Origin of the sequence: Micromonospora sp. NPDC048830 (genome assembly GCF_043198215.1) — a bacterium.
Taxonomy (GTDB): domain Bacteria; phylum Actinomycetota; class Actinomycetes; order Mycobacteriales; family Micromonosporaceae; genus Micromonospora.
Genome location: NZ_JBICUP010000032.1, coordinates 57,647 through 84,129 on the forward strand (window position 1 = coordinate 57,647; position 26,483 = coordinate 84,129).

A 26,483-nucleotide genomic window follows, 5' to 3' on the forward strand; every position below is an offset into this window, starting at 1 on the left:
GGTCGTCGGCGATGCGGCGGGGTCCAGGTCAGTCGTCGGCGGAGCGGCGGGCCTGGCAGGCCGGGCAGAGGCCCCAGAAGGTCACCTCGGCCTCGTCCACCTCGAACCCGTGGGAGGTGATCGGGTCGAGGCAGGGGGCGGCGCCGACCGCGCAGTCGATGTCGGCGATCTCGCCGCAACCGCGGCAGACCACGTGGTGGTGGTTGTCGCCGGCCCGCGCCTCGTACCGGGCGGGGCTGCCGGCCGGCTCGATCCGGCGGGACAGCCCGGCGCGGGAGAGCGCGCCGAGAACGTCGTAGACCGCCTGGATGGACACGGAGTCGAGGCGTTCCCGCACCCGGCGGGTGATCTCGTCGACCTCCAGGTGGCCGCCGGCGGCCAGGACCTCCAGCACGGCGAGGCGCGGCCGGGTGACCCGCAGGCCCCTCGACCGGAGCAGTTCCTCGCCACTGGTCATGAGTCAATGACAGCACGCGCCCCACCTGGCGACAACCGAGCGTCCTGGCAGGTGGCACGGACCACAGGCCACGGTCACCACGATCCGGCCGCCGTCTCGGCCGGCGGGCTGAACCGGTCGACCCGTGGGTGCGTGTGCCAGATCGTCAGTACTGCCGCGCCCGGCTGGTCGTCGTACGCTGGACTGCCCGCGGTACCGCGTCCACTGCCGGAGGTGTCGGTGTTCAGGGAGATCAACGGACTGCCGGGGCACGCCCTGATCGTCCACGCAGCCGTGGTGTTCGTTCCGCTGCTGGCGCTGCTCGCCTCCGCGTACGGACTGGTGCCCCGGTGGCGTCCCCGGCTCGGCTGGGCGGTGGCGATCCTGGCCGTGCTGGGCCCGATCGTCGCCTGGGTGGCGACCGAGTCGGGCGAGGAACTGGAGCGCGTGCTGGCGGAGAAGGGCTACCCGCCGCAGATCCTCGACAAGGTGCAGGAGCACGCCGAGTACGGCGACACGCTGCTCTGGTTCACCGTGGGCCTGGCCGTGGCGGCCATCCTCCTGCTGCTGGTGACCCGCAACGACGACCGGGTGTCCCGGCTGCCGTCCTGGGCGCCCCTGCTGCTGACCGTCGTGGTGGTCGTGCTGTCCGCCACCGCGCTGGTCTACGGCGTGCTGACCGGCGACACCGGCGCCCAGGCCGTCTGGGGCGGCACTCTCTGACCCACCGTCCGGTCCGGTCCGGTCCTGGTCCGGTCCGGGTCGGGACCCGCGCCCGGGCGGCGGGCGGGCCGCTCAGAAGAGCACCCGCGAGCAGAGCACGCAGACGAGGACCACCAGCACCACCGCCGCGACCCCGCCGGCGCTCCAGGTGACCAGTTGGGCCCGCTGCTCCGCGGCGTCCAGTTCGGCCATGTCCTGTGGCGGCAACCGCCGCGGCGGCGGCGCCTGGAGGTGGAGCGGGGGCCGCCAGCCGGGCGGCGGGGGCGTGGTCGACGGCGGACCGGCGTACCCGGTGGCCGCGCCCACCGGGGGCGCGCCCGACGGCTGGCCTCCCGGTGGCACCGCCGCGGTCGGGCTCGGTGGCCCCGCCGCGGTCGGCCCGGAGGCGCCGCCGGGGGTGTCCGGCGGGCGTCGCCAGAAGTCGTCCTCGGGGCGCTCACCGCTGGGCGTCGTCACGCCGTCCGACGCTACCAATCCGCGGGCCGCGCGGCCGGTCGGAGGCGGGTCCGATTCCGGGTATTCTTTCCCTTCGTGAGCATCGACCCGGGGACGCAGGCGCGCGGCGACGACGACCGCGCCGTCGACCTGAGCGAGGACTTCGTGGTGCTGCCCGAGCAGACGTCCGACGACACGGACCGGGGCTGGGGCGAGGTGTCCGGCAGCAACGACGACTGGCTGCTCGCCGAGCGCCCCCCGCACTGGGACTGAGCGCCCTCTCGCCGGCCCTCTGTCCGCTTCGCACCCGGCCTTCCCGTCCGCCCCGCGCCCGGCTCTCGCCGGCCTTCCCGCCCGCGTCGGGCGCCGTCAGCCCGCGGACCACGACTCAGCCGCGGACCACGATCGCGAAGCGGCTGCCCTCCGGCAGGCCCACCGCGCGGTGCGCCTGCTCGGGGCTGAGCGCCAGGTAGAGCGCGGAGGAGCCGTCCACGGCGCCGGCCCCGACCACGTCGAGCACCAGCGCGCGGGGCGCCAGCAGGTCGGCCTCGGCGGCCCGGCCGTCGGCCGGTACGGCGAGCAGATCGACCCGGGCGCCGGGGCGTACCACCGCGAGCGCGGCCGGCTCGGCCAGCCGGACCGGCACGCCGACCGCCCCGTCGGGCAGTGGCAGGGCGGCGGCCGTCGGCGGCCCGCTCGGCCCGGCCCCGCCGCTCGTCCCGGGGTCACCGTCCGGTCCGCCGCCCGGGGACGCCGTGGCCCCGGGAGATCCGGACGTGCCGGGGGCCGACGGGCAGCCGGACGGCGTCTGGAGCACCGCCGCGGCGAGGCCGAGCAGGGCGGCGACCAGGGCGGCCCGCAACAGGGTGGACCGGCGGGGGTGGCGTGGCCAGCGCACCGGCCGTAGTGACCCGGACCCCACCGCCCCGCTGGCCGCCATGCCGCCCTCCCGCCTCGTCACCCGCGCCGCGGTGGCGCCGGGAGCAGCAGGCTAGGCGGCGGACGACAGGCCGCGCCCGGGTCGGGGCGCGGCCTGTGGACAACGGGGGCGCCTGTGGAAAACCCCCACCGGGCGCGCGGATCTGCTAGGGGGTGGGTCAGGAGGCGCTGGCCGCCGGGGCCTTCGCCGCGCCGCCCGAGGACGAGCCGGAGGAGCCGGACGACCCGTTGGACGCGCTGGTGGAGCCGCCGGACGTGCTCGACGAGCCGGAGTCGCCGCCGGAGGACGACTCGGACTTGGCCGGCTTGCCGGACCCGTTCTTGGCGGTGTCGGAGCCGGAGCGGGAGTCGGTGCGGTAGAAGCCCGAGCCCTTGAAGACGATGCCGACGGAGTTGAAGAGCTTGCGCAGCTGTCCCTCGCACGCGGGGCACTCGGTCAGCGGCTCGTCAGAGAAGGACTGCACCGCCTCGAGCTGGTGGCCACACGCGGTGCAGGCGTACTGGTACGTGGGCACGTTCTCCTCCGGATCTGGCACGGCCTGTTGGCACTCGACTTATTCGAGTGCCAATGGTGCGTCATCCGACCCGGGTTCGTCCAGCGGAAGTGCCGGGGCCGACACCGGGCCGGCTGCCAGCGTACGCAGCCCCGTGGCCGGGGCGACCACCGCGCGCACCGGCCGGTCGTGCGGCTCGGCGGGCAGGTGTTTCAGCAGCTCACCGTCGTGCAGCAGAGCCACCGTCAGGGCGGTCCCGCCGACCCGGGCCAGCGCCCGGTCGTACGAGCCGCCGCCGCGCCCGAGCCGCCGGCCGCCCCGGTCCACCGCCAGGGCGGGCACCACCACCAGCTGCGCGTCGGCGACCGCCGAGCAGCCCAGCCGGGGGCCGGCCGGCTCGCGCAGCCCGCGCCCGGCCGCCACCAGGCACCCCGGACCCGGGTACGCCGCCCAGTCCAGGTCCAGGTCCAGGTCCTCCCGCAGCACCGGCAGCAGCAGCTCGGCGTCGGGCGGCAGCGCGGCGCGCAGCGCCTCCGGCAGCTCCGGCCCGCCCGGCTCCGAGCCGACGGGGACGTACGCGGTCATCCGGGCCGGGCGCAGCCGGCGTACCAGGTCGACGAGCGCGGCCCGGACGGACGCCGCCGCCTCCGCCCGGCGCGCGGCCGGCAGCGCGCGGCGGCGGGCCAGCAACTCCACCCGGAGGCGGCGTTTCGCCTCGTGGGTCACTTCCGCTTCATCAGAAAAATCTGGCACGCAACACTCCTGACGCAACGTTTACCCCACCGTCGCACTGTGTCAGCATCGCTAGCATCGAACGCGCAACTTCCGGGGGGAAGCGTTGACGCTACGCGGGCGGTTGACGGCGGCCTTCCTCGTGGTGGTCCTCGGCCCTGTCCTGCTCGGAGCGTTCTTCGTCGGCGCGACCATGGCGGCCGTCGACCGAGGCCGGTCGGCGGAACGGCTCGGCCTGGCCGCCGCGACCGTCCGTACCTCGGTCGACGCCCTCTGCCAGCAACTGCGCGCGGCGGCCGACGCGGTCGCCCTCGCCCCCGACGCGGCGGGGCGGGCGGGCGCGGCCAGGCAGGTGGTCAGCCGCGGCCTGGCCGCCGCGGTCGTGGTCGCCGACGTGACCGGGCAGGTCCGCTACGCCACCCCCGGCGCCCCCGCCCAGCCCTGGCTGGACTGCTCCGCCGCCCGGCCCGCCCGCGGCCCGGTGCGGGTGCTCGGCGCCCGCGTCGGGCTGCGCGACCGGGCCGGCAGGGACCTGGGCACCGTCGCCGCGGCGCAACCCGTCGACCCGGCGTTCGTCGCCCGGCTGGCGGCGGTCACGGGGGTCGCCGTCACCCTGCTCGACGGCGCCGGCGGCGCCGACCGGGTCGCGCACACCACCGAGGCCGCCGGGGTACGCGACGCGGTGCTGGCCGCCGCCGGCACAGCCGCGGGCGACCGGGTCGCCGAGACCGCCGACGGCCGGTACGTCCGCCGGGCGGGTCCCGCGCCGGGGCAGCCCCTGCCGCTGGTGCTCTCCGTCCGGAGCGAGCAGCCCCCCGGCCTGTACGCGGCGCTGACCGGCGCGGTCGTGCTCGCCGCGCTGCTGGCGGTGCTCGCCGCCTGGCGGCTGGCCCGGGTCACCACCCGGCCGCTGATGGAACTGGCCGGCGCGGTGGACCGGGTGACCCACGGCGAACTGGACACCCGGGTGCCGGTGCGCAGCCGGGACGAGATCGGCCGGCTCGCCAGCGCGTTCAACCGGATGACCCAGGAGACCGGCTCGTACGTGCAGGCGCTGACCAGCAGCCGGGACCAGTTGCGCGGGCACCTCGCGGTGCTCGGTGACACCCTGGCCAGCACCCACGACCTGCAGCGCATCCTGCGGGTCATCCTGCACAGCGCGATCGCGGCCACCGGCGCCCGGGCCGGGGCCGTGCTGCTGGTGGACGGCGCCGTGCTGGTGGGGCAGTGCGCCGAGGGCCTGGACGGGCGGTGGCCCACCGGCCCGGCGCCGGGGCCGGCCGACGCGTCGGCGCTGCGGGTGCCGGTGGGCAGCGGGGTGGTCGGCGCGGTGGCGGCGACCGGGGAGGCACGCCGGGGGAGGGCGGAGCCGTTCGCGCCTCCGACGGGGGAGCCGCGCTGCGAGACGTACGTGGCGGTGCCCTTCGCGGCCCCCGGCGGCCCGGTCGGGGCGGCCCGGCCCGGCGTGGACCCGGGCGGGACGGCCTGGCCCGGCGTGGACCCGGGCGGGACGGCCTGGCCCGGCGTGGACCCGGTCGGGGCGGCCCGGTCCGCGGACCCGGGCGGGGCGGAGCCGGCGCCACCCGCGGCGGCCCTGGGCGTGCTGGCTCTATACGACCGGCTGGGCGCCGACGAGTTCGACGACGACGACCTGGTCACCCTGCGCACCTTCGCGGGGCACGCGGCGGTGGCCGTGGACAACGTCCGGGCGCACGAGGAGGCCCAGCGGTTGTCGCTGACCGACCCGCTGACCGGGCTGTGGAACTACCGCTACCTGCGCGAGTCGATCCGCCGGGAGGTGGAGCGGGCCAGCCGGTTCGGCCGGATGCTCAGCGTCCTGGCGCTGGACCTGGACCGGTTCAAGGCGGTCAACGACACCTGGGGGCACGCCGCCGGGGACGCGGTGCTCGTCGAGTTCGCCCGGCGGGTCCGGGGCGAGATCCGCGAGGTGGACCTGGCGTTCCGCCAGGGTGGGGAGGAGTTCGTGGTGCTGCTGCCGGAGACGGACGCGCGGGGCGCGACGATCGTGGCCGAGCGCCTCGGCGCGGCGGTCCGGGGCGCCCCGGTGGCGCTCGACGGCCCGGACGGGGTGGCGATCGCCGTCACCGTCTCCGTGGGCATCGCCGTGTATCCCGACCACGCCACCACCGGCCAGCAGGTCCTCGACGCCGCCGACGAGGCCCTGTACGCGGCGAAGGCGGCCGGGCGGGACGCCTGGCGGCTGGCCGACCCGCGCCCCTGGCCCCCGACCCAGGAACTTCCCGTCCTGGCCGGGGCGGTCACCCCGGCCGACGGTCTGCCGCGGGCGGGCGCTCCCGCGGTCCCGCCGGACGACCCGCCCCGGGTGGTCGCACCGGCCGGCCCAGCCGAGGTCGACCCGGCGCGGATCGACCCGGCCGTGGCGCGGGCCGCCCTGGTCGGCCCAGCCGAGGTCGCCCCGGCGCGGATCGACCCGGCCGTGGCGCGGGCCGCCCTGGTCGGCCCCGCCGAGGTCGACCCGGCGCGGGCCGATCCGGACGTGGCGCGGGTCGCACCGGGCGGCGCGTCTTCCGGTCCTCACCCGCCGCGGCAGAGCCGTGGCCGATAGTCTCGCGACATGTCGGAGCACTCAGCGAACTCCTCAGCGGCCGCCGCGACCGGCCGCGCCCGCGCGGTCAAGGCCGTCATCCCGGCCGCCGGCCTGGCCACCCGGTTCCTGCCGGCCACCAAGGCGGTGCCGAAGGAGCTGCTGCCGGTGGTCGACCGGCCGGTCCTCCAGTACATCGTCGAGGAGGCGACCCAGGCCGGCATCGGCGACGTGCTGCTGGTCACCGGTCGGGGCAAGACAGCCATGGTGGACTACTTCGACCAGCGCCCCGACCTGGAGGCCAAGCTGGAGGAGAAGGGCGACACCGCCAGGCTGGCGGCGGTGCGCCGCCCCAGCGAGCTGGCCGAGATCTACACCTGCCGTCAACCGCAGGCGCTCGGCCTCGGCCACGCCGTCGGGTACGCCGAGTCGCACGTCGGCGACCAGCCCTTCGCGGTGCTGCTCGGCGACGAGTTCGTCAACCTCTCCGAGCCGTTGCTGCCGGCGATGCTGGAGCTGCAGGCCCGCACCGGCGGCGTGGTGCTGGCCTTCTTCGAGGTCGACCCGGCCGAGACCAAGCGGTACGGCATCGCCTCCGTGGAGCCGGCCGAGGCGGAGCTGACCGACATCGGCGAGGTCGTCCGGGTGACGGGCCTGGTGGAGAAGCCCACACCGGAGGAGGCGCCGAGCAACCTCGCCGTCCTGGGCCGGTACGTGCTGCCGAGCAAGATCTTCGACGCGATCCGCCGTACGAAGCCGGGCAGCGGCGGCGAGATCCAGCTGACCGACGCGATGGAACTGCTGCGCACCGAGGGCACCCCGGTGCACGCCATCGTCTACCGCGGCATCCGCTACGACACAGGGATGCCCCTCGGCTACCTCCAGACCGTGGTGCAGATCGCCTGCGAGCGCGAGGACCTGGGCGCCGAGTTCCGCGCGTGGCTCACCGACTTCGTCAACGCCGGCGACGAGACGGTCACCTCGGCGATCCTGAACGGGGCGCGCGGCGCGTCGGGCGGTCCTAGTACATGACCGCGACGGCCGACGCCGAGGCGGCCGCGAACGAGTTGACGCCGCTCGCCGACTACCTGGGCAGCGTGCTGCGCAGGTTACGCGCGCTGCCGCCGCTCGACCTCGACCTCACCCAGGCGTACGGCAACGTCCTCGCCGAGGACGTCGTCGCGCCGCACTCGTTCCCGGCCTTCGACCAGGCGGCCGTGGACGGGTACGCGGCCCGCTGGGAGGACCTCTCCGGCGCGGGCCGGGTCGCGGGATACCGCGGCTCCGGCCCCGCGGGGCGCACCGTGCGGCTCAACGTGGTCGGCGACCTCGGCGCGGCGAGCTGGCGGCCGGTCCGGCTCACCCCCGGCTCGTGCTTCTCGGTGGCCGCCGGGGCACCGCTGCCGATCGCCGCGGACGTGGTGGTGCCCGTGGAGTGGACCGACCAGGGCATGGCCGCGGTGGAGATCTTCCGCACCCCCAAGCGCGGGTACGGGGTGCGCCGGGCCGGCGAGGAGCTGCCGGCCGGCACCGTGCTCGCCCGCGCCGGCACGTACGTCACCCCGGCGCTCGTCGCGGTCTTCGCCGCCACCGGCATCGGGCACGTGGTGGTCCGGCCCAGCCCCCGGGTGGTCGTCGTGGCCACCGGCGACGAGCTGGTCGAGGTCGGCCGGGGCAGCCAGCCGGGCCAGGTGGTGGACGCCAACTCGCACGCGCTGACCGCCGCCGCGGCCGAGGTCGGCGCGCTGGCGTACCGGGTGGGCATCTGCGACGACGACCCGGAGGGGCTGCGCGGCCTCCTGGAGGACCAGACCCTGCGCGCCGACCTGATCATCACCACCGGCGGCACCGGGACGGGGCCGGGCGACATGGTCCGCCGCATCCTGTCCCGCCGCGAGGGCGGCCGGGCGGGACCGGTCGCCTTCACGGAGGTCGCCCTGTATCCCGGAACCGCGCTCGGGTTCGGTACGGTCGGCGCCGAGGAGGTGCCGGTGGTCTGTCTACCCGGTGAGCCCGGCGCGGCGCTGATCGGCTTCGAGGTGCTGGCCCGCCCGGCCATCAACCTGCTGGCCGGGGCGGAGCCCGTGTTCCGGCCGAGCGTCCGCGCCCACCTGCTGGAGACCATCACCTCGCCGGGCGGGCTGCGCGAGTTCCGTCCGGCGCACGTCGCCGAGCGGCGCGGCGGCGGCTACACCGTCCAGCCGCTGCCGGGCGGGCCGTTCACCCTCTCCGGGCTGGCCGAGGCGAACGGGCTGATGGTGCTCGGCGAGCGGGTCACCACGGCCGCCGCCGGCTCCACCGTGGATGTCCTCCTGCTGGACCGGCGTAGGTGAGCGCGAGGAGTGAGCTTGCGAGCCCCGCAGTCGCGAACGACGTTGGCCCGGTGAGCGCGAGGAGTGAGCTTGCGAGCCCCGCAGTCGCGAACGACGTTGGCCCGGTGAGCGCGAGGAGCGAGCGTTCCTGGGCGGCTCGGGTGGGACGCGGTCGCGCAGGAATGCGAGGAGAGCTTGCGAGCCCCGCAGTCGCGAACGGAAGGCTAGCCCGGTGAGTTCTGGGTGGTTCGGGCGGTCGCCGGGCTGGCCGGCGGTGCTCGCGGACGGTCCGGTGCTGCTGCGCCCGTACCGGCGCTCGGACGCGGCGGCCTGGTCGGAGGTGCGCCGCGCCAACCGGAGCTGGCTGGCCCCGTGGGAGTCCTCCCTGCCGGGGAGCTGGGACGAGCTGAACTCGCCTGCCGCGTTCCGCTGGATGTACCGGGACCTGCGCCGCTCGGCCCGTACCGGTGACGGGATGCCGTTCGCGGTGTGCCTGCGCGAGTGCGGGCGGGAGCGGCTGGTCGGCCACCTCAACATCGGCAGCATCGTCCGGCGGGCGTTCTGCTCCGCGTACGCCGGCTACTGGGTCGACTCGCGGGTCGCCGGTCAGGGGGTCATCCCCACGGCGCTGGCGCTCGCCGTCGACCACGCCTTCGGCCCCGGCGGGCTGCACCGGATCGAGGTGAACATCCGGCCGGAGAACGCGCCGTCCCGCCGGGTGGTGGAGAAGCTGGGCTTCCGCGAGGAGTCGTACCACGTGCGTTACATGCACATCGATGGCGCCTGGCGCGACCACATCGGATACGCGATGACCAGCGAGGAAGTGCTCGCCGAGGGCGGTCTGCTGGCCCGCTGGCACCGGCTGCGCGCGACCACCGGGTGAACCGTCCCACCCCCGTCGGCTCGGCGCGGCGCGCAATCATCGCGGTCGGCGGCCCGTAACCTCAAGTAACTGTAAGCTGCGGCGACGGCTGGCCGTCCGCATGATCGACCGCCCGCGCCGGGCACCGTCGAAGATCCTGCGGTCGTACGGCGGTTGCCCGAACTGAGTGACGGGAGGGGTGAGGGTGCCGACCTCGGTGCTCCTCGCCGTCCTCGCCGCCGCCGGCCTGCTCGCCCTCGCCCCGGCGCTCGTCCGCCGGTACGACGCCACCGAGCGGCTGGTGGCGGAGCGGGCGCAGTCGACGGCGCGGGTGCTCCAGCGCCGCCGACGGCGCCGCACTGTTCCCGGCCGCCGGCCGGTCAACGCGCCCCGCTCACTCGTTATCACCCTGAGTGAGAATCCGGTTACGGGCGGTCTGTCCGCGCCGGTTTCCGCGCCGCCCGCCCCGGCTCCCTCCCGGCGCCGGCCGAGCCGGCTGCGGGCCGTGCCGGCGGCCGAGAAGTCCCGTCGACGGACCCCGCCCCGACGCCGGCCGCACACCCCCGCGATCTACCGGCGCCGGCGGGTGCTGGCCGCCCTGCTGCTGCTCAACCTCGTCGAGCTGATCGGGGTGCTGCTGGTCAGCCCCGGGTTCTGGATCAGCTTCTCGGTCACCGCCACCCTGCTCGTGGCGTACGTCGCGCACCTGCGCCGGTGGGTGCTGGCCGAGCGCCGCCGACGGCGGGCCCGGGCCCGCGAGGCCGCCTGGCTGGCCGCCCGGCAGGCCGAGGTGCGCCGGGAGCAGGCCCGCCGCCAGGCGGCCCGCCGGGAGGCGCAGCGCCGCCTGGCGGCCCAGCGCGAGGCGGTACGCCGTACGGCGATGGGCCTGGATCGCCCCGCGGACCTGCCGGCGGCGGCCAGCGGCGGCTCCGTCTCGTACCGCCGCGCGGGCGGCCTCCGCGGTCGCCCGTACCAGTCGGGCCGCACCTCCCACACGGCCTGACCCCTCCCGTGGGGCTTGTTCCGCGCCGTGTCGGCGACATGGGGGCGTCCGTGTGGCGGGGTTCCGGGGCCATGTCGGGGGGCATCCGCGCGGCCCGGACCCGGCCATGTCGGCGACATGGGGGCATCGGCGTGGCGGGGACCCCGCCACATCGCCGACATGGAGTCGATCACCAACCCGGGCGTATCGTGGCAAGATCCCGGGTGTCGGAGGGGTGATTCGCGCGGGGGGCGGGTGGGCTGTTAGTCTTGTCGCCGGCCCGCCCGGTGAAAGCCGGGTGGGACCGACGCCGGTTCACCGGCGGAGGGGCTGTGGCGCAGACCGGTAGCGCACCTCGTTCGCATCGAGGGGGTCAGGGGTTCAAATCCCCTCAGCTCCACCAGTAACACCGTTGAGCAGCGGAAACGCTGATCATTGATCATCGGGCACAGATCCGGCACAACTCAGCCCGGAATCGTTATCCCAGAGCGGTTGCCCGCAGCCTCGCGAAGCGCCGTGCTGACGATGTTCCGGCGACGGTTCTTCTTCGGCCACCAGTGCACGTACGTCTCCAGCGTGATTCGCAGGCTGGAGTGCCGTAGCGCGTTCTGCACGTCGGTCGGGTCGGCACCCGAGGTGATCAGGCGAGTCGCGAAGTAGTGCCGCAGGGAGTGGAACGTGCCGTCCTCGGGCCAGCCTGCCGCCTTGCGCCAACCGCGCCACAGGTCGGACCAGCGCTGATCATGAATCGGCTTGCCCTGTTCGTCGGTGAACAACAGCGAGACCGCCCGCCGCTTTGCCGGCTTCCCCGGATCGGGAGTCCCCGCGGTGATGTCGGGCAGCTCGACCAACGCGGGCGGGTACTTCCGGACGTGCTCCGCGAGCACCAATGCCACGTGGTCGTCCAGGTCCACATCACCGACTCAAGGGCGGGCCTTCGGCCCGCCGCCGTGTCGCGCCGGGGCGCGCGTGCGGCCTGGCGGCCGGTCACGCCCCGGCGCACACGGCGCGACAGTGGGGAGCCGTAGAGACAGCCGCACGGGCCAAGCCAGCCGGCGTCGACCGCGACCAGGGGCACGCGCGGCTCTGGCGTCAGCCTCGACCGGACGCCGCGGCAGTGGACACGGCGGGAGCGCGGTGGTCGCGCTGGCTGGGCACGCCTCCGGTGCCGTCGTGGTTCAGCTCTCGAAGACCGGGAAGAGTGGTCGCCCGGTTGCCGACTCGCGGTGACTCCTCACGCTGGCACCGATGCCGCCGGGTCCGCCGAGGTCATCAGTCGGTGGCTGGGGTTGCCCGATGTGAGATAGACGAGCTGTTGCCCGGGAAGCGCAGGGGAGGACCGGCAAGCCCCAAGCATGGGGGCGGTGTCCGCCGTGCCCGAGCAGATGACCCCCATGCCAGCCGCTACCGCAGTCCGGGTCAGGTCAAAACTGGCACCTGGGAGGGGGGTGGTGGCCGGCGTGGTCGGGCCGGTCGCCCAGGAGCCGACCTCGTAGCCCGGTCGCGGTCAGGTCAAAGGCGCCGCTGTGGCGGTGTCCGCCGGGGGCAGGGTCCGCGACACGAGAGCCAACAAATTTGCCAAGATCGAAACTAGGTTGTGCCCTGGTTTAGGCCTGGCCGGAACCGACCCCCTGTGAGCTGCAAGAACGCCCAGAAAAGATCATCCGGCACAACCAGGGCGCGACCTAGCGTCGATCTTGGTCCACCAGGGCGGCTGCTAAAGCTCCTGGTCCGCGTCACGCTGGGTCAGCACAGCTTGACGCTGCTGGCGATGTCGTTCCAGCCGTAGTTGCGGAAGTCATGGATCTGCGAGTTCGGCGGGAACACCAAGCGCCGGCCACCGTAATTTGCGTGCTCGTAAAGGCACCAGGTTGCGCTCGAGCGGTTGTAGGCAGAGCTGATTTTGTCGTTAGCGCCTATGTACGAGAGGTTGCTGGAGGGGCCGTGGATGTAGAGAACGGGTCCGCTGAAATTGATGTCCATCCAGAGGCAGAATACCGTCGTCGTGCAGTCCGACTGGGCAGCGTTTGCCGGAGATGGGCTGAGGAGAGGGGCAAGCAGACCCGCTAGGCCGACGGTAAGCGCGGTAGCTAGGAATGTGCGCATTCGCTTCATGTGGTTCCATCCTTCACGCTCGGTGATGTACTGGGACCCTGCTGTGGATTAGTTGCGCCTGACACGCGCGCAACACCTCTTCAACATCAGATACGGGTGTATCCGGTGCTGAGTTCACGAGAATCCGCAGAACTCATACCCAATCGGCCCGGCTCTTCGTCGCGTCCGGTTGTCAAGCCAGAACACTGGGCGCCCGCCCCTCGAAGGTGGAAACGGCCGGCGGGATCACGGCCGAGAAGCGCGGAGCATCGCGCCCTGGTCGTCGCGCAGGTACGCGGGAGTCTGGTGGGACGGACCCAACGCGATGGCCGGCACAGCGCACCCGTGGCGGTGGGAGATGCGGCGGGATGCCGGTGGGTGGCGTGTCTGGTCGGCCGAGCTACCGCCGTGGTGCGGGACGCATGTCCGGGCCGAACTCTGCCCCCAGGAGCGACCGCAGCAGTAGTACTTGATCGCAGTCATCGATGCTGTTGCAAGATCATCGGGCACAGATCCGGCACAAACGAGCCCGGAAACGCCTGTAAAACGTCGAGAGGCGATGAAGGCCGCCGCCCTGCTCAGGGGCCGGATCTGTCCGGTTCAGGATGATCTATCGATGGCATTCGGCATTAGGGGTTCAAATCCCCTCAGCTCCACCTCATCAAAGGCCGTTTTCCGTCAGTCGGAGACGGCCTTTTCCGATTTGGTGCAGCAGTGAAGTGCGGCGGCTCAGAGGTGCCTGCTGGATGGCAGCGAGCGGGGGTGCCGGTTGTCGCGGTCAGGGCCGCGTTGGTCGCTTTGGCCAAAGGGTTCCGGCCACAGCCGCCTCGCGCAGTTCCTTGCGCTGCCCGCCGGCGAGGATGACCTCCGTAATGACCAGGCCGACGCAGATGGCCGCCAGCAGGCCGAGCGCTGCCACCGCCGGGAACCGGTTGGCGATCGGGATGATCCCCGCCAGCAGTGCTGCGGCGATCAGTCGTGGCCAGATGGTCCTCCTGAACAAGCGCGTGATCCGCAGTTGGAAGCCGACGTGGGAGAGCAGGAACAGGGACACCCCACCGTAGAGGGCGTAGAGGCCGAGACCTGCCAGCGGCACGGACGCGCGGTGCAGCTCGTTGTGTTGGATGATCGCTACCACCTTCGCCAGACCAAGGGCGAGCAGCATGATGCCGGCGATCATCGGCAGATGTAGATAGGTGTAGGCGTCACGGGCAGCGGCAAGCCGACGCTGAACAGGTTTGAGGATCAGCGTGTGTTCCGCAGCGATGGCCACGACGTCGAAGTATGTCCAGGCCAGTGCGGCTGCGATCACGACGGCGAAGGCGGTGGCCGCGACGAGCGGCCCACTCATCGGCACGCGGCTGCTGGTAAGGCCAACCGCTATGAGCGACTCGCCGAAGGCGACAAGCACGATGAGGCCATGCCGCTCCGCCCAGTGCCGGGCCGAGACGACGTGCCACCCCCACGACCGCATCAGCAGGCTGTGGCCATAGTCGATGCCGATGGCAAGCACCCAGAGACCGGTTTGGCTGCCCTTGACCATCCCCGGGTCGTGAAACAGCCGCTGCGGCACGATGGCGGCGGCGAACAGGAGGATCGAGGCGATGAACACTGGTGCGGCGACCAGCAGGGCGGTGTGTGGCCGAGTGCCGGGGACGGCGTGCCAGCGCAGCGCCAGATGCACCAGCCGAATGACCACGAAGCACGCGACGAACACCAGCGGCCCCGAGATGGCCGCACCCGGGAGATCGGTGAACGCCTGCCGAGCCACCACCGCCATCACGAAGGTGATCATCGCCACGGCCAGCAACGCGATCCGGATCAGCCCGGTCCGTGCCTGGAGGTTGTTTCCCAACCAGGCGTAGACGGACCATGTCCACCACAGCAGGGTCAGCACAAGCATCGCGTTCAGCATGCCGTGGCTGGTGAAGTCGTCGCTCATCAAGGCGGTGACCTGGATGAACGCGAAGGCGAACGCCAGGTCGACGAAGACTTCCACGGTGGACACGCCGGTGCCCTCGCGTAGCCAGCGCGTACCGAGCGGTGGCCGCGCTGAACTGCGACCGGGTACTCCGTCCTCACCCACCCGACACAGTTTGGCAGCCGGTCACACCAGCGGTGGCCGATTCGCGTAGAGGCTGTGCTCGGGTGTGCTCCGGTCTCGCGGCCGTGCGGGTCGTTGCCGAGCGTACGGGCATGCCCATGCCCGTCAATGGCATCGCCACTGCCGCCCCGGCATCCCCCCGCCGGCCTGCGGCCGCTGTTACCTGCTGGTTACCCCGCTGCGAAGCCCGCGTGCCACGGCGGGCCGACCGTCGAGCCACGGGAGGCACCGGAGACGGTCCGGTGAGCGTCCCGCGCATCGACAGGAGGACAGCGATGAGACTCAGGAGAGCGCTGATGGCCCTGGTCGTCGTGCTCGGCGGGCTGGTCGCCGGCAACGGCGGCGCCGCGGCGGCCACGCCGTACTGCGGCATCACGTGGGGCAGCACGGCCAAGACGGGCGGCACGCTCAGCACGGCCCCGCTGGTCGAGGTCCGCACCGGGCAGCACGACTGCTGGGACCGGGTGGTCTTCGAGTTCACCGGCCCGGCCGACGGCTGGTCCGTCGAGTACGGGGAGACCTTCACCGAGGGGCAGGGGCTGTCGCTGTCCCCGTACACGGCCGGTGGCGCGCTGCTCCGGGTGTCGCTGCGGGCCCCGGCGTACGACGAGAACCACGCCGCGACCGTGCCGTACCGCACCGGGGAGCACGCCGCGACCGTGCTGGGCTACCAGACCCTGCGGGACGTGGTCTTCGGCGGCAGCTTCGAGGGCTACACCACCTTCGCCGTGGGCGTCCGCGCCCAACTGCCGTTCCGGGTCTTCGTGCTCAGCGGCCCCGGTACGCACAGCCGGATCGTCCTCGACGTGGTTCACCAGTGGCAGGCATGAGCCCTGCGCCGGTGGTGGGGGCCGACCGGGTCCCCATCACCGGCCGTTGCGCCAGGGTCCCGGCGCGGCGCCCCCGGCTACGCTGGGTAGCTATGGAGGGCCGCGTGCTGGTCGTTGAGGACGATGCCTCCATCCGGGAGGTCACCGCCCTCGGTCTGCGCCGGTCCGGGTTCCGGGTGGACACCGCGGTCGACGGTCCCACGGCCCTCACCGCGTGGCGGGCCCGGCCGGTCGACCTGATCGTGCTCGACGTGATGCTGCCCGGCCTCGACGGCTTCGAGGTCTGCCGGGAGATCCGGCGGACCAGCCAGGTGCCGATCCTGATGCTCACCGCGCGCACCGACACCATCGACGTGGTCGTCGGGCTGGAGTGCGGCGCCGACGACTACCTGCGCAAACCGTTCGACCTACCGGAACTGGTGGCCCGGGTCCGCGCGGTGCTGCGCCGTACCGTCGCTCCGGTCACCGAGACCACCGTGACGGCCGGGCCGCTGGAGATCGACCCGGCCCGGTTCGTGGCCCGCAAGGCCGGCCGCGAGCTGCTCCTCACCGCGACCGAGTTCCGGCTGCTGCTGGAACTGGCCCGGCGACCCGGGCAGGTGTTCACCCGCGAACTGCTGCTCGACCGGGTGTGGGGGCACACCTACCTCGGCGACTCCCGGCTCGTGGACGTGGCCGTGCAACGGCTGCGCGCCAAGGTGGAGGACGATCCCGGGGCCCCCACGCTGATCAGGACGGTCCGCGGGGCGGGCTACAAACTGTCGACGGGGTGACGGCGCGATGACGGCGGGCAGAGTCACCCCGGGGCGCCTGCGGCGCCGGCTCGTCGTCGCGTTCGTACTCGTCGCCGGGGTCTCCGCCGGCGCGCTCGCCGGCGGGTCGTACCTGATGTTGCGGCAGGCCCGGTTCGACGGCTCGCTGCAACGCGCCGCCGCCGACGCCCGCTACCAGCTCGTCCTCGCCGCGCAGTTCCTGCCGCTGACCGACGCCCGCCGGGCGGACCTGCTGGCAAGCTTCGAGCAGAACGGACGGCACGTGCTGCTGGTCGCCGGCGACGCCCAGGCGTCGAACCCCCGGTACGCGCCGGCGCCCGGCCCGGACCTGCGCGAAGCGGTCGCCGCCGGGCAGCTCGGCTTCCAACGCTCTCCCGGCGGCGACCGGCCGCACCTGCTCGTGGTCGGCGGCCGGATCCCCGGCTCCACCGCCGAACTGTACGTGGTGACCGTCGAGGACGACCTCGCCGACGGCCTCCGCCAGCTCCGCACCGCGCTGGCGGTCGGCTGGGTCGCGGTGGTCCTGCTCGCCGCCGCGGTGGGCAACACCCTCGCCCGGCGCACCCTGGAGCCGGTGGGCCGGGCCAGCCGGGCGGCCCGGGCGGTGGCCGAGGGACTGCTGCACACCCGGCTGCCGGTGCATGGTCGTGACGAGTTTAGCGGGTGGGCCGCGTCGTTCAACGAGATGGCCGAGGCGCTGGAGGCGAAGATCGAGGCGCTGTCCCAGGCCCAGGCCCGGGAGCGGCGGTTCACCGCCGACGTGGCGCACGAACTGCGTACCCCGGTCACCGCGCTGGTGGCCGCGGCGTCGCTGCTCGCCGGCCAGCTCGACGCCCTCCCCGCCGACGCCCGCCGGGCCGCCGAACTCCTCGTCACCGACGTGGTCCGGCTCCGCCGGCTCGTCGAGGAGCTGATGGAGATCTCCCGCCTCGACGCCGGCCGGGAGCCCGTGTCGATCCGGCCGGTGGACATCGTCGCGCTGCTCCGCGGGATCATCGACGCGCGAGGCTGGACCGACCGGGTGACCGTCGCCGGGGAGGCGCCCACCACCGGCACCGACCCGCGCCGCCTGGAGCGGGTGCTGGCCAACCTGGTGGCCAACGCGGTCGAGCACGGCGGCGGCGAGGTCCGGGCCGAGGTACGGCACACCGGCGCGACCGTCGTCGTCGAGGTCACCGATCAGGGCCCCGGCATTCCCGCCGAGCACCTGCCGCACCTGTTCGACCGCTTCTACAAGGTCGACCCGGCCCGCACCGGACCCGGCAGCGGCCTCGGCCTGGCCATCGCGCACGAGAACACCCGGCTGCTCGGCGGCCGGCTGGAGGCACACAGCGAGGTCGGCCGGGGCAGCCGCCTCCGCCTGGAACTCCCGATCGACGGAGGTGACCGGTGCGACGCCTGACCGCGCCGCTCACGGCGCTGCTCCTGCTCGCCGCCGGCTGCGCGCCGGCCCGCACCGGCACCCTCGGCCCCGCGCCGGCAGGCGCGAGCACCAGCGCCGGCGCCACCCCGACCGGCGCCAGCCCGCAGACCCACCCGACCAGCCCGTCGCCGAGCCGCCGACCCCCGTCGGTCTCACCCACCGCCCCGGAGACCAACCCGAGCGGCAGCATCACCGTACAGCTCTGGTTTGTCCGGTACGGGAAGCTCGCACCGACCCGGCGTACGCTGCCGGCCACCCTCGCCACGTCCCGACTGGCCCTCACCGAACTGGCCGGCGGCCCCACCCGCGTCGAGGCGGCGACCGGCCTGGCGACCCTCGTCCCGGCCGGCAACCAGGTCGTCCACATCGCCGCCGGGGTGGCCACCCTGGCCCCGTCGGCCGGCTTCGACGCCGGCGACGCGGCGCAGGTCCGACTCCGCCGGGCCCAGGTGGTCTGGACGCTGACCCAGTTTCCCACCGTGCGCCGGGTGGCCTTCGGCCCGACCGACACCGCACCCACCGGGCGCGGCGACTACGCCGACCTCCTGCCGGCGATCGTGGTGACCGCCCCGTCGATCGGCGACAGGGTCACCAGCCCGGTGACGGTGACCGGGACCGCCGACGTCTTCGAGGCGACGGTGAGCGTCCGGATCCTGGACGCCGCCGGCCGGGAGATCGGCACCGCGTTCACCACCGCCGCGTGCGGCTCCGGCTGCCGCGGCGACTACCGGGTACGGGTCGGCTACCGGCTGGACCGCGCCGGACCGGGCACCATCGAGGTGTACGAGGTGTCGGCGCAGGACGGCAGCCGCGTCAACGTCGTGGCGGTGCCCGTCGTCATGAGCGCCACGGGGTAGGGCCCTCAATCACGTCCACTCTGGCAACCGTGAGCCGCCTTTAGACGCCCAGACCTGAGGTGACGGCCCGCTTGTAGGACATCTGCAGTGGACGGGGATCGAGATTCAGCGCGTGCAGGATCGCGTGGTGCTGCTTCTCCGCCATGTGCACCGGGCCGCGGAGTGCGGCGCTCAGCGCCGTCTCGTCGATCGGGGCGATGCCGAGCGGTGCGAACGCGGCTGGGTCGGCGCCGTATGCGCCTGTAGGCGGGGTCGCGTTCGGCGGGTACGGCCGACCGAGCGGGTCGAGAAGGATCTCGTTGTCGTCCTCGTCCCACAACTCGATGACGTATGCCTGATCGGAGAGATAGTCGTGGTATCCGCGGCCACCGCGGAACAGTTTGGCCACGATGTAGTCGGAGTCGAACACGTCGAACGAGGCCGCCACGCTGCCTTCCGGGCGGCTGAGCAGTTCCGCCAGGTCTTCGGTCTCCGCGTAGCCGTCGTCCTGCGCCGGCACCACCGCCCACCGGCGGTCGCCGACCGGGATGACCACGGCGTCCTGTCCCGATTCGGCGACCGCCGTGCGCACGTCGGCCAGGTCGCCGGTGGCGAGGACCGTCTGGTAGCTGCTGCCCATGACGGAGATCGTACGGCTCGGCAGGACAAGACCGGGCCGCCCTCAATCACGTCCCGGGGTCCACTCTCAGCTGAGAGACTCCGAGCTAAAATCACTGCTCCGCAAGATGGAACCCGGTACGGTCGTTATCCGCTACAAGTTAGACGAGAAACCGGATCAGCGCGCATAGCCGTCCAGTAGGTATTGCACGTGGCCCGTCTTTAGCGCATCCAAGGCAACGGCGACCCGACGCCATACATATGGCCGGAGTCGTTCCTGGGCCTGCTCAGGAGTGCAGAACTCAAACGCCGACAGCTCGCCATCCGAAAGCTTGATCGTGGCAATCTGTTCGTCGGTCAACTCGCCACCATCAAAGATGAACGCGAGCAGGTCATCCCAAGGGCCATGTGGTGACACCCAATCGACCACCAGGAGCCCAGCGGCGTGGATGTCGAGGCCAAGTTCTTCCCGCAATTCACGGCGGACGGCTTCATGCGGCGGCTCGTTGGCTTCCGCCATGCCACCGGGCATGTCCCAGTCCGGCTTGTACTGCGGGTCGACAAGGAGAAAATGCCCCTCACGGTCGCGGAGGAGAACGTCAGCGCTGACGCGCTTGCGTGGCTGCTTGGCGTTACCCTCTGCCAAGTACGCCTGCCACGCTTCCGGGTCGCGCTCATACAGCGGAGCGTCAGCGTTCACCATTTCTCCCCGAGCGCCGTTCCATCGCTTCGTCCGTCCTGTGTAAGCCACTGGTAGAGCCACACCCGCTCCCTGAGCGCCTCATCGAGGCAACCCAAGAACTCGGCCACCGCTGGAGTACCCCGGTGTGACTCCAGCAAGCGCCTGAGATCAAGAAGCTGCTGGATGACGAGATAGGAGCCGAGCTGCTGGGTCGCGTTCAGCACCTCTTGAGCGACCGCACAGGCTTCGTCGGGCCTGCCTTGGGCGATGAGCACGGTCACGAGGATGAGCTGCCCGAATGCTCGGCTGCGCGTGCGGTCCCCTGGGCGTAGTTCGATGACGCGCTCGGCCTGCCGTTCTGCCTGAGCGAGGTCACCGAGCTGGCGCAGGCACCGGGCGGCCTCGTTCGCAAGCGAGCCTTCATCGAAGTGACTGACCCACGGCGACCGCTCCTCGGCCGGCTGCGCTTCAAGTACCCGCTCCGCCTCGATGAGCAGCTGCGTGCAGTCCTCGGGTCGTCTCAACGCGGCGAAGCCACGGGCCTGCATCGCAAGAAGACGAGCTTCGAGTTCTGGCAACCGCGGACCACGCGCCAGCGCCTCACGGCCTCGCCGTGCGTACTGGATGGCCTCGGCCGGCTTGCCCTGGTGGTGCGCAAGGTGGCTCATGCTGGCCAAGATGTGCACGCCGAGCTGGCGGTCCTTGCCGAGCTTGATCAGATCAAGAGAGCGCGCGAAGTGCTGTTCGGCAGCCTGGTCACGTCCGGCGTCGTGAGCCATCCACCCGGCCATCTCGGTCAAGGCAGCAGCGGCCGCGAACGCCAACCGTCCATCACTGCCGTGATCGACTCCGAACATGCGCGGCGCGACTTCGGCTTGCAGGTACTTCACCACCGTGGCGTAGAGGTGGCCGCCGCCAACCTGGCGATCTGCTGCTCGGAACGACTGCATCGCACCGACGTAGCCAGTCCCGCCGCCCAACGACAGCCCGAGCGGTTGAGCCTGAATCAGTACAGGCCGCGGCGAGGCTTGGCGGGGGACAGCCACCCTCCCCACTTCGGCTGTACTGCAATCGCCATTGGCGGGCGGCTCACCAGGCAGCTTGAACCACAGTAGGTGCTCCGGAATGCGAAGCGTGCGCGCCCAATGCGTCAGGCTGTCAAGATGGCGGACCGGGGCGCCGTTCTCGATGCGGCTGACTTGGGCCTGCGTCAGGCCGAGCCACCCGGCGACAACACCTTGCGGGACGCCATCCTTTCCGTACACGGCAATGTGCTGCGGGTGCTTGCGATACGCCCGTGAAACGTGGCCGATGTGCTGCACGGCGAAAGCATCTCGAAATTGATCGGTGTCCCAGAAGTCGTCAGGCAAATCCGGCGGCTGAATGATGAAATCGCGCGTCTTGGTTTGGCATGGGGCGCACTGGCCGCTCTTGTTGTCGCGGGCAAGGCGCGTCCCGCAACGGCAGTAACGCGCCGAGCGGTTCGCGTCCATGATCGTCCCATCTCCCAGGGGCGGCATCCTGACCAGCAATTCTAGGGCCTGGCCACCCTACGTGGCGGACCGCATACATGTCATGTATGGCGCGTATACCCCCGCGATCATGCCCCGGACGGCCCAGCCGCCGCACTCTCGGGTTACCGGACACGTCCCGACCAGGGAGAACCATCCATGACCCGCCAAGAGCAGGGTACGGCCGTACTGCCCGCCGCTGACCACTTCCCGCCGGAGCTGCAACGGCTATGCAGCACTGCGGTCGGAGTGCTGCATGAGCACGCCTCGGTGGGCGGGCTGTGCGTCGTCTGCGGTCTTGACTGGCCGCGCGAGCCCGTCCGGCTCGCGGACCACAACCTGGCGCTGCTGTGAGTGTCCGTCCCAAATCGGCCGGACCGGCGATGCTGCTCCCCGAAGCCGTCGCCGGTCTGGCCCTCCACGTGCCTCCTGGAGGGGCGCTGCGAACCATGCGACCGCTTGTTTACGGCTACGTCCGCCTCAACCCGGCCGACCCGCAAGAGCTTGGCGACTGCCTCATGCGTGATCTTGCGGCGTGCGCCGAGCGTGAAGGGTTCACGCTGGCTGACGTCTTCACCGACCGCGACGCACGAATCAGTGACCAGTTTGGCCGGAGCGGCTTTGTTGTGATGGCCGAGACGCTTCGTCGCCCCGGCGTTGACGGTGTCCTCATCCCATCTCTCTGCCACTTCTCAAGATTTCCTGGTGTTCATCAGGCTATGCGCGCCCTCATTGAGCTGGAAACCGGGGCACGAGTTTTCGTAATGGACCAACCCCCAGCGGAGGAACGCCATGACGACTCTGGTAGAGCGACCGGCGCAGGTAGCCATGACTCATCCTCCTCGCCCTGAGATTCGCGTACGCAGCGAAATGCAGCTCGCGGCGCTCTCAACGGCCACCGTCTGCGCGCAACTTTTCACCAGGTACACACTCCAGTCATGGCGGCTCGATCATCTTATTGAGCCGGTCGAAAAGCTGACGACTGAACTCGTCACGCGCGCTGTCCGCACCACCGGAATTATTGAGCCAAACCCCCGCTGGGCAGAACTGGACGACCTAAAGATCATCTTGGTGCGGCTTCTCATTTTAGGGGACAACCTCATTGTTGAGGTTGCCGACAGCGATCCAGAGCTTACGGCTACAGGCGGCGATATCCCGTTCACGCGCTCACTCGGGAAGCGATGGAACTACTACCGCCCGCCCGCCGGAGGCAAGATTGTATGGTGCGAGCTGCCTTTGTCAGGCCCCAGCAGTTCACTCGACCAAACCCAAGAGATACCGCGCGTACTGCCCCGACGTACCCGGGGTTCCGTGCCAAAAGGCGTCCAGCCTATCGAGATTATGAATGACCCTGACATGTTGCGGCGCGTCATGGACGGGCTTCGCAATCTCGGTGAATCCGAGGAGGGTGCGCCATGAGATAATGAACTCATCCCAAGCTATAAACAACCGTTCGGAGACTTCACCACTATGCACGACGCCTTTGACTTCGTGATGACCGAGCACGCTGCCTGGCAACATGCAGACGGCCGTGTTCAGCGTGTCTTCGCCTTGGACGCTGGCTGCTGGCTCGCCACGCTCCAGGAGAGCAAGCTGACCCTTGACCTCCTGAGTGGCACCGGAGCCGAGCCGGTACGCGATGTCTTCACGCTGTCGAAGGGGCTAAGCACGGTTCCTGAACTGACGGCCGCCCTGCGCGGTCTTGGATCGGTCGTGCGCTTCCGTAATGCCGACCTGTGGGATGCAATCGGTACGTCGATTATCCGGCAGGTTATTCGTGCCGGACAGTCAAAGAAGCTGTATCGAGCGTTCTGCCAAGCACACGGTGAGCAGGTTAGTCTCCCGGACGGCACCACGTATGCATTGTTCCCGGCACCAGAGATTGTGCTCGGGCTGAGCGATGACCAGTTCAGTTCCATCGGTATGGCTTTCAAGCGCCGCCCGCTCAAGGCGGCTGCCGAGGCGTACTTGGAACACGGAGCGAAATGGCGTGAGCTTGCGCCCGACACGCTCATTACCGAACTTCAAGCCGTGCCGCGTATTGGTCCCTGGACCGCGCACGCCACCGTGGCCGACTGGAGTAACGACTGGTCGCTCTACCCCTACGCCGATCTCGCGGTGCGGACCTGGGCCAAGCGAGCTGCACCCGGTAGCGACTGGCCGGCCGATGAACCGGCATTCGGTCAGACCTGGCGGGCGCTCGCTGGCGAACATCTCAGCTCGCTCACGCTCTTGACGCTCGCTTGGGGTTCTCAACATGGAGATATCGGCTGACCGTGCCGTAGCAGGCGCGGACCTCGCTCATCCGCTCGACGCCCTGTTCATCAACGCGCCTCTGCGCGACTACAGCCTTCGACCTCGCGTAAACGACTTTACGTTGCCCGTGCTCGGCATGGGCTACATCGCCACCTACGCCAAGCGCCAAGGCTTCAACGTCGGCGTCGTCGACGCGGAAGCCTTGGGGCTCGGCCTCGACCAGACCGCGCAACTCGTCAACAAGCTGTCACCGCGCTGGGCGGGCTTCAACCTGCTCGCGCCGACGTACGAGATCAGCGCCCGCATCGCGTCAGGGCTCGATCCGTCCATCAACGTCATGGTCGGCGGTCACCAGGCCAAGGCCATGCCGACTGAGACCTTGACCGACCCGCGGTTCGCCCGCTGCGAAGCGCTGGTGCTGGGCGAAGGCGAGACACGAGTAGCCGAGCTGCTAAAGGACCGCCGCTACCGCACCGAGCTGCCTGGCGTGATGTGGCTCGATCCCATTATGGGCACGCCGGTCACGGGCGGCAGTATGGGCGCCGGGCACCACCTCGCCCCGGACATCGACAGTCTGCCTTTCGTAGATCGCACGTTCCTCACCGACGACCCGTACCGCGCCGGCGACGGGCGGCTAGAGGCCAACATGGTCGGGGCTCGTGGCTGCCCCTACGACTGCTCGTTCTGCGGCGCGGCCGTGAGCGCCAACCCGGACATCACCATCCGCACCCGCATGCCAGAGAACATCATCGAGGAGATGACGGAGCTGCACACGCACTACGGTGTGACGGCCTTCCGCTTCGTCGACGACCTGTTCCTCGGCTACGAGCGCTTCATCCGTCGTTGCATGGCCGCCTTCACGGCTACGGGCATCGGCAACCGCTACGTCTGGGACGCCACCGGCCGTATCAACATCCTGAACCGCATGAGTGACGAGATGTTGGAGCTGCTAAAGCTCAACGGCTGCCGAGAGGTGGCGCTCGGCATCGAGTCGGGGAGTGAGCGACTGCTCAAGCACATGGGCAAGCGCATCACGGCCGACATGACGCGCTCGGTCGTCCGGCGACTCACGGAGCGCGGCATCTCGGTCAAGGGCTACTTCATTCTCGGCTTCCCAACCGAGACCCGCGAGGAGCTGGCGGAAACCGTACGTCTGGTCTACGACCTGTGGGACATCACGGCGCATCAGCCCGGCCGCTTCCGAGCCAGCGTCTTCGAGTTCCGGCCGTACCCCGGCACGCCTGAGTGGCAACGGCTCATCGCAAGCGGGAAATACAGCCCGCAGCAGCTTCTCGACTACACGGCCGTCGACCTCACGGCCGGTGGCGTCGATGAGGCCATGCGTGGACGCGACGAGTTCAACTTCTCGGTCAACATCCAGTTTGGGGAAGCCACCGTAGACGAGGTGCGCGCCCGCCTCACCGAGTTGTCACGCGAACAGTTCCAGCGTTCGACGGCGGTGGCCGCATGAACCAGGGGCCTGGGTTCTTCGTGGTCATCGAAGGTCCGAGCGGCGTCGGCAAGAGCACGGTGGTCGAGCACATACGGGCCGAGCTGGCAGCTCGTGGCGTCCCGGTCGTCGCCACCAAGGAGCCGTCTGACTCTGCCCTCGGCAAGCTGGCGCGGCAGGGCACCGACGAGTACCGCGGATTGGTGCTGGCCTGCCTCGTGGCTGCGGATCGGTACTACCACCTGGAGTACGACATCCGGCCTGCGCTTCGGGCTGGCTATGTGGTGGTCTGCGACCGTTACGTGCCGACATCCTTTGTGTTGCAACGGATCGACGGCGTAGAGCCAGGCTTCCTGGCTCAGCTCAACCAGTACGCCGACGAACCCGACCTCACGGTGGTGCTGACGGGCGAGCCGAAACGATCCGAGCAACGTGCGGCCGATCGTGGTGTCTACAGCCGGTTCCACCTTGGCGGGGCGGCAGCCCGCGCCGTTGAAGACCGGCTCTACCGGGAGGTCGTGCACCAACTCCAGGAGGCTGGCTCGGCCGTCCTTCACCATGAGGTCGCGGACGAGCCAGCCGAAGCCGTGGCGGCCGTTGTGCTCAATGCCGTCCTTGAGCGGCTGGAGCAGCGGTCAGGCTGACGCCGAGGCGGCCCGGACCAGGGAGTCGTACGTCTCGTCCGTGCGGGTGGCCTCGATCTCCAGCGAAGCGACGAACGCCGCCAACTCGGCCTGCACCGCCTCTCCCGGTACGTCGTCGGCAACCATGCGTTCCAGCTCGAGGAACGTGCCGAGGCCGGCTACCTCGTCAACGCACAGTTCGAGGTCGGGCAGCGCGGCCGTGCGACGGACTTTGACAATGCGGACCGTAGAGCGGAAGCCCATCGCCAGGATGGCGCTGTGCATCTGCTCGCGGTCGGCTACCGCCGTCTCGTACTCGTCGCATGACAGCGCGTTCTCGGCCGGACGCTTGAGCGTGAAGGTGTGCTGACCGGCCACCGTACGCAGACGCACGAAGGACACGCCGAGCTTGCCGTCACCGTACGACCAGCCCTCGGGCGTGTACGCCTGGTCGTCCTGGGTGATCGGGTCGTTTAGCTCGATGCCACGCGCCTTGAGCGCGACGAGTAGCGCCTCCGCGTCCTGGACCTGGTATTTGACCTCAACCTCGCGCACTGCGCCTCCGTCGTTGCGTACGAGCTGACCGCACACCGTTGCACAAACGAATGATGACATCAATGTGACACGCCGAAGCTGAGATTGCGAGATTTCACTGTGCCAAAGGCCCAAGTAGAAGACCGCGCCGTATTCCTACTGTCCGCGCTCCTCTCAGCCTCGATCCACCGACGCAGTTGATGTCGTTCGCCGGTTGATCATTTTTGGTATTGGGTGATTCGGTGGGCGTGTGGGAGTCGCCGATCAC

The 26,483-nt window shown here is 71.1% G+C and carries 30 protein-coding genes and 1 tRNA gene; 19 read left to right on the forward strand and 12 right to left on the reverse strand.

Translation table 11 applies throughout. From position 1 onward, the window contains the following. Nucleotides 1-28: 28 nt before the first annotated feature. Nucleotides 29-457 (reverse strand): Fur family transcriptional regulator, encoded by a 429-nt coding sequence (locus tag ACGFIZ_RS24235; RefSeq protein WP_347669074.1) that lies wholly within the window; start codon nucleotides 455-457, stop codon nucleotides 29-31. Nucleotides 458-676: 219 nt separating this feature from the next. Between ACGFIZ_RS24235 and ACGFIZ_RS24240 the strand changes: the two genes are divergently transcribed. Then, the gene (locus tag ACGFIZ_RS24240; protein ID WP_393422810.1) at nucleotides 677-1,159 is read left to right on the forward strand and encodes a DUF2231 domain-containing protein; all 483 of its coding nucleotides are present in this window, start codon (nucleotides 677-679) and stop codon (nucleotides 1,157-1,159) included. A gap of 72 nt (nucleotides 1,160-1,231) precedes the next feature. Here ACGFIZ_RS24240 and ACGFIZ_RS24245 read toward each other — a convergent pair whose 3' ends face one another. Continuing rightward, nucleotides 1,232-1,615 carry a hypothetical protein gene (locus tag ACGFIZ_RS24245; RefSeq protein WP_393422752.1) on the reverse strand — a complete coding sequence of 128 codons (384 nt, stop codon included), beginning with the start codon at nucleotides 1,613-1,615 and terminating at the stop codon, nucleotides 1,232-1,234. A gap of 75 nt (nucleotides 1,616-1,690) precedes the next feature. Here ACGFIZ_RS24245 and ACGFIZ_RS24250 point away from each other — a divergent pair, with 75 nt between their 5' ends. Beyond that, complete coding sequence (locus ACGFIZ_RS24250) at nucleotides 1,691-1,867, forward strand: hypothetical protein (protein ID WP_393422754.1); 177 nt, start codon at nucleotides 1,691-1,693, stop codon at nucleotides 1,865-1,867. Nucleotides 1,868-1,982: 115 nt separating this feature from the next. Here ACGFIZ_RS24250 and ACGFIZ_RS24255 read toward each other — a convergent pair whose 3' ends face one another. The 3 genes from ACGFIZ_RS24255 to ACGFIZ_RS24265 all read right to left on the reverse strand — a co-directional run bounded on the left by ACGFIZ_RS24255 (nucleotide 1,983) and on the right by ACGFIZ_RS24265 (nucleotide 3,780). Further along, nucleotides 1,983-2,555 (reverse strand): flagellar biosynthesis protein FlgA, encoded by a 573-nt coding sequence (locus ACGFIZ_RS24255; RefSeq protein WP_393422756.1) that lies wholly within the window; start codon nucleotides 2,553-2,555, stop codon nucleotides 1,983-1,985. 136 nt (nucleotides 2,556-2,691) lie between these two features. Beyond that, entirely contained in the window at nucleotides 2,692-3,069 is a 378-nt protein-coding gene (locus ACGFIZ_RS24260) for an FmdB family zinc ribbon protein (RefSeq protein WP_393422758.1), read from the reverse strand. A gap of 18 nt (nucleotides 3,070-3,087) precedes the next feature. Next, a complete protein-coding gene (locus ACGFIZ_RS24265; RefSeq protein WP_393422760.1) occupies nucleotides 3,088-3,780 on the reverse strand; it encodes a 5-formyltetrahydrofolate cyclo-ligase in 693 nt (230 codons plus the stop codon). Between the two features lie 85 nt (nucleotides 3,781-3,865). Between ACGFIZ_RS24265 and ACGFIZ_RS24270 the strand changes: the two genes are divergently transcribed. The 6 genes from ACGFIZ_RS24270 (at nucleotide 3,866) to ACGFIZ_RS24295 (ending at nucleotide 10,884) form a co-directional block, all read left to right on the forward strand. After that, nucleotides 3,866-6,346, forward strand: a complete 2,481-nt coding sequence (locus ACGFIZ_RS24270) for a diguanylate cyclase (RefSeq protein WP_393422762.1) — start codon at nucleotides 3,866-3,868, stop codon at nucleotides 6,344-6,346. Nucleotides 6,347-6,355: 9 nt separating this feature from the next. Beyond that, nucleotides 6,356-7,357, forward strand: a complete 1,002-nt coding sequence (locus ACGFIZ_RS24275) for a UTP--glucose-1-phosphate uridylyltransferase (RefSeq protein ID WP_393422764.1) — start codon at nucleotides 6,356-6,358, stop codon at nucleotides 7,355-7,357. Further along, nucleotides 7,354-8,658: a gephyrin-like molybdotransferase Glp gene (gene glp / locus ACGFIZ_RS24280; RefSeq protein ID WP_393422766.1), complete on the forward strand. Its 1,305-nt coding sequence runs from the start codon at nucleotides 7,354-7,356 to the stop codon at nucleotides 8,656-8,658. Before ACGFIZ_RS24275 ends, glp begins: the two co-directional genes overlap by 4 nt. Before the next feature lie 253 nt (nucleotides 8,659-8,911). Further along, a complete protein-coding gene (locus tag ACGFIZ_RS24285; protein ID WP_347669144.1) occupies nucleotides 8,912-9,520 on the forward strand; it encodes a GNAT family protein in 609 nt (202 codons plus the stop codon). Nucleotides 9,521-9,698: 178 nt separating this feature from the next. Then, nucleotides 9,699-10,502 (forward strand): hypothetical protein, encoded by an 804-nt coding sequence (locus ACGFIZ_RS24290; RefSeq protein ID WP_393422768.1) that lies wholly within the window; start codon nucleotides 9,699-9,701, stop codon nucleotides 10,500-10,502. A 305-nt stretch (nucleotides 10,503-10,807) separates the two neighbouring features. Then, nucleotides 10,808-10,884: transfer RNA gene (locus ACGFIZ_RS24295), tRNA-Ala, on the forward strand. 61 nt (nucleotides 10,885-10,945) lie between these two features. Here ACGFIZ_RS24295 and ACGFIZ_RS24300 read toward each other — a convergent pair. Further along, entirely contained in the window at nucleotides 10,946-11,395 is a 450-nt protein-coding gene (locus ACGFIZ_RS24300; protein WP_393422770.1) for a tyrosine-type recombinase/integrase, read from the reverse strand. Between the two features lie 832 nt (nucleotides 11,396-12,227). Beyond that, the gene (locus ACGFIZ_RS24305) at nucleotides 12,228-12,596 is read right to left on the reverse strand and encodes a peptidase inhibitor family I36 protein (protein WP_393422771.1); all 369 of its coding nucleotides are present in this window, start codon (nucleotides 12,594-12,596) and stop codon (nucleotides 12,228-12,230) included. 448 nt (nucleotides 12,597-13,044) lie between these two features. Here ACGFIZ_RS24305 and ACGFIZ_RS24310 point away from each other — a divergent pair, with 448 nt between their 5' ends. After that, nucleotides 13,045-13,293 (forward strand): hypothetical protein, encoded by a 249-nt coding sequence (locus ACGFIZ_RS24310; RefSeq protein WP_393422772.1) that lies wholly within the window; start codon nucleotides 13,045-13,047, stop codon nucleotides 13,291-13,293. A gap of 60 nt (nucleotides 13,294-13,353) precedes the next feature. Here ACGFIZ_RS24310 and ACGFIZ_RS24315 read toward each other — a convergent pair whose 3' ends face one another. Next, a complete protein-coding gene (locus ACGFIZ_RS24315) occupies nucleotides 13,354-14,583 on the reverse strand; it encodes a low temperature requirement protein A (RefSeq protein WP_393422774.1) in 1,230 nt (409 codons plus the stop codon). 371 nt (nucleotides 14,584-14,954) lie between these two features. Here ACGFIZ_RS24315 and ACGFIZ_RS24320 point away from each other — a divergent pair, with 371 nt between their 5' ends. From ACGFIZ_RS24320 to ACGFIZ_RS24335, 4 genes are all read left to right on the forward strand, one after another. Beyond that, nucleotides 14,955-15,509, forward strand: coding sequence for a hypothetical protein (locus tag ACGFIZ_RS24320; protein WP_393422776.1), 555 nt, complete (start codon nucleotides 14,955-14,957; stop codon nucleotides 15,507-15,509). Nucleotides 15,510-15,601: 92 nt separating this feature from the next. Next, nucleotides 15,602-16,282: a response regulator gene (locus ACGFIZ_RS24325; RefSeq protein ID WP_393422778.1), complete on the forward strand. Its 681-nt coding sequence runs from the start codon at nucleotides 15,602-15,604 to the stop codon at nucleotides 16,280-16,282. Between the two features lie 7 nt (nucleotides 16,283-16,289). Then, nucleotides 16,290-17,684 carry an ATP-binding protein gene (locus ACGFIZ_RS24330; protein ID WP_393422780.1) on the forward strand — a complete coding sequence of 465 codons (1,395 nt, stop codon included), beginning with the start codon at nucleotides 16,290-16,292 and terminating at the stop codon, nucleotides 17,682-17,684. Beyond that, complete coding sequence (locus ACGFIZ_RS24335; RefSeq protein WP_393422781.1) at nucleotides 17,672-18,562, forward strand: Gmad2 immunoglobulin-like domain-containing protein; 891 nt, start codon at nucleotides 17,672-17,674, stop codon at nucleotides 18,560-18,562. Before ACGFIZ_RS24330 ends, ACGFIZ_RS24335 begins: the two co-directional genes overlap by 13 nt. 40 nt (nucleotides 18,563-18,602) lie before the next feature. On the opposite strand, the gene ACGFIZ_RS24340 is transcribed toward ACGFIZ_RS24335, so the two are convergent. The 3 genes from ACGFIZ_RS24340 to ACGFIZ_RS24350 all read right to left on the reverse strand — a co-directional run bounded on the left by ACGFIZ_RS24340 (nucleotide 18,603) and on the right by ACGFIZ_RS24350 (nucleotide 21,334). Beyond that, on the reverse strand, nucleotides 18,603-19,181 hold the full coding sequence (locus ACGFIZ_RS24340; RefSeq protein ID WP_393422783.1) for a hypothetical protein: 579 nt from the start codon (nucleotides 19,179-19,181) through the stop codon (nucleotides 18,603-18,605). A gap of 156 nt (nucleotides 19,182-19,337) precedes the next feature. Next, entirely contained in the window at nucleotides 19,338-19,859 is a 522-nt protein-coding gene (locus ACGFIZ_RS24345) for an NUDIX domain-containing protein (protein WP_393422785.1), read from the reverse strand. Next, on the reverse strand, nucleotides 19,856-21,334 hold the full coding sequence (locus ACGFIZ_RS24350) for a tetratricopeptide repeat protein (RefSeq protein ID WP_393422787.1): 1,479 nt from the start codon (nucleotides 21,332-21,334) through the stop codon (nucleotides 19,856-19,858). The genes ACGFIZ_RS24345 and ACGFIZ_RS24350 overlap by 4 nt, the downstream gene beginning before the upstream one ends. Before the next feature lie 177 nt (nucleotides 21,335-21,511). Between ACGFIZ_RS24350 and ACGFIZ_RS24355 the strand changes: the two genes are divergently transcribed. From ACGFIZ_RS24355 to tmk, 6 genes are read left to right on the forward strand one after another with little or no spacing between them, the layout of a single operon-like run. Beyond that, complete coding sequence (locus tag ACGFIZ_RS24355) at nucleotides 21,512-21,706, forward strand: hypothetical protein (RefSeq protein ID WP_393422788.1); 195 nt, start codon at nucleotides 21,512-21,514, stop codon at nucleotides 21,704-21,706. A 29-nt stretch (nucleotides 21,707-21,735) separates the two neighbouring features. Further along, a complete protein-coding gene (locus tag ACGFIZ_RS24360) occupies nucleotides 21,736-22,203 on the forward strand; it encodes a hypothetical protein (RefSeq protein ID WP_393422790.1) in 468 nt (155 codons plus the stop codon). Continuing rightward, the gene (locus tag ACGFIZ_RS24365) at nucleotides 22,145-22,771 is read left to right on the forward strand and encodes an ATP-binding protein (protein WP_393422792.1); all 627 of its coding nucleotides are present in this window, start codon (nucleotides 22,145-22,147) and stop codon (nucleotides 22,769-22,771) included. Before ACGFIZ_RS24360 ends, ACGFIZ_RS24365 begins: the two co-directional genes overlap by 59 nt. A gap of 51 nt (nucleotides 22,772-22,822) precedes the next feature. Then, nucleotides 22,823-23,626 (forward strand): hypothetical protein, encoded by an 804-nt coding sequence (locus ACGFIZ_RS24370; protein WP_393422794.1) that lies wholly within the window; start codon nucleotides 22,823-22,825, stop codon nucleotides 23,624-23,626. Beyond that, the gene (locus ACGFIZ_RS24375; RefSeq protein ID WP_393422796.1) at nucleotides 23,610-25,079 is read left to right on the forward strand and encodes a B12-binding domain-containing radical SAM protein; all 1,470 of its coding nucleotides are present in this window, start codon (nucleotides 23,610-23,612) and stop codon (nucleotides 25,077-25,079) included. Before ACGFIZ_RS24370 ends, ACGFIZ_RS24375 begins: the two co-directional genes overlap by 17 nt. Then, complete coding sequence (tmk, locus tag ACGFIZ_RS24380) at nucleotides 25,076-25,702, forward strand: dTMP kinase (RefSeq protein WP_393422798.1); 627 nt, start codon at nucleotides 25,076-25,078, stop codon at nucleotides 25,700-25,702. The genes ACGFIZ_RS24375 and tmk overlap by 4 nt, the downstream gene beginning before the upstream one ends. Here tmk and cyaB read toward each other — a convergent pair. Then, nucleotides 25,694-26,236, reverse strand: a complete 543-nt coding sequence (gene cyaB / locus ACGFIZ_RS24385; RefSeq protein ID WP_393422800.1) for a class IV adenylate cyclase — start codon at nucleotides 26,234-26,236, stop codon at nucleotides 25,694-25,696. The two genes, tmk and cyaB, sit on opposite strands and share 9 nt — an antisense overlap. Between the last annotated feature and the right edge of the window lie 247 nt (nucleotides 26,237-26,483).

Excerpts from the sequence above, each read along its gene's own strand:
- ACGFIZ_RS24235 (WP_347669074.1), bottom strand. The coding sequence starts at position 457 with ATGACCAGTGGCGAGGAACTGCTCCGGTCGAGGGGCCTGCGGGTCACC.
- ACGFIZ_RS24275 (WP_393422764.1), top strand. The coding sequence starts at position 6,356 with ATGTCGGAGCACTCAGCGAACTCCTCAGCGGCCGCCGCGACCGGCCGC.
- glp (WP_393422766.1), top strand. The coding sequence starts at position 7,354 with ATGACCGCGACGGCCGACGCCGAGGCGGCCGCGAACGAGTTGACGCCG.
- ACGFIZ_RS24305 (WP_393422771.1), bottom strand. The coding sequence starts at position 12,596 with ATGAAGCGAATGCGCACATTCCTAGCTACCGCGCTTACCGTCGGCCTA.
- ACGFIZ_RS24320 (WP_393422776.1), top strand. The coding sequence starts at position 14,955 with ATGAGACTCAGGAGAGCGCTGATGGCCCTGGTCGTCGTGCTCGGCGGG.
- ACGFIZ_RS24325 (WP_393422778.1), top strand. The coding sequence starts at position 15,602 with ATGGAGGGCCGCGTGCTGGTCGTTGAGGACGATGCCTCCATCCGGGAG.
- ACGFIZ_RS24330 (WP_393422780.1), top strand. The coding sequence starts at position 16,290 with ATGACGGCGGGCAGAGTCACCCCGGGGCGCCTGCGGCGCCGGCTCGTC.
- ACGFIZ_RS24340 (WP_393422783.1), bottom strand. The coding sequence starts at position 19,181 with ATGGGCAGCAGCTACCAGACGGTCCTCGCCACCGGCGACCTGGCCGAC.
- ACGFIZ_RS24350 (WP_393422787.1), bottom strand. The coding sequence starts at position 21,334 with ATGGACGCGAACCGCTCGGCGCGTTACTGCCGTTGCGGGACGCGCCTT.
- ACGFIZ_RS24355 (WP_393422788.1), top strand. The coding sequence starts at position 21,512 with ATGACCCGCCAAGAGCAGGGTACGGCCGTACTGCCCGCCGCTGACCAC.
- ACGFIZ_RS24360 (WP_393422790.1), top strand. The coding sequence starts at position 21,736 with ATGCTGCTCCCCGAAGCCGTCGCCGGTCTGGCCCTCCACGTGCCTCCT.
- ACGFIZ_RS24365 (WP_393422792.1), top strand. The coding sequence starts at position 22,145 with ATGACGACTCTGGTAGAGCGACCGGCGCAGGTAGCCATGACTCATCCT.
- ACGFIZ_RS24370 (WP_393422794.1), top strand. The coding sequence starts at position 22,823 with ATGCACGACGCCTTTGACTTCGTGATGACCGAGCACGCTGCCTGGCAA.
- ACGFIZ_RS24375 (WP_393422796.1), top strand. The coding sequence starts at position 23,610 with ATGGAGATATCGGCTGACCGTGCCGTAGCAGGCGCGGACCTCGCTCAT.
- tmk (WP_393422798.1), top strand. The coding sequence starts at position 25,076 with ATGAACCAGGGGCCTGGGTTCTTCGTGGTCATCGAAGGTCCGAGCGGC.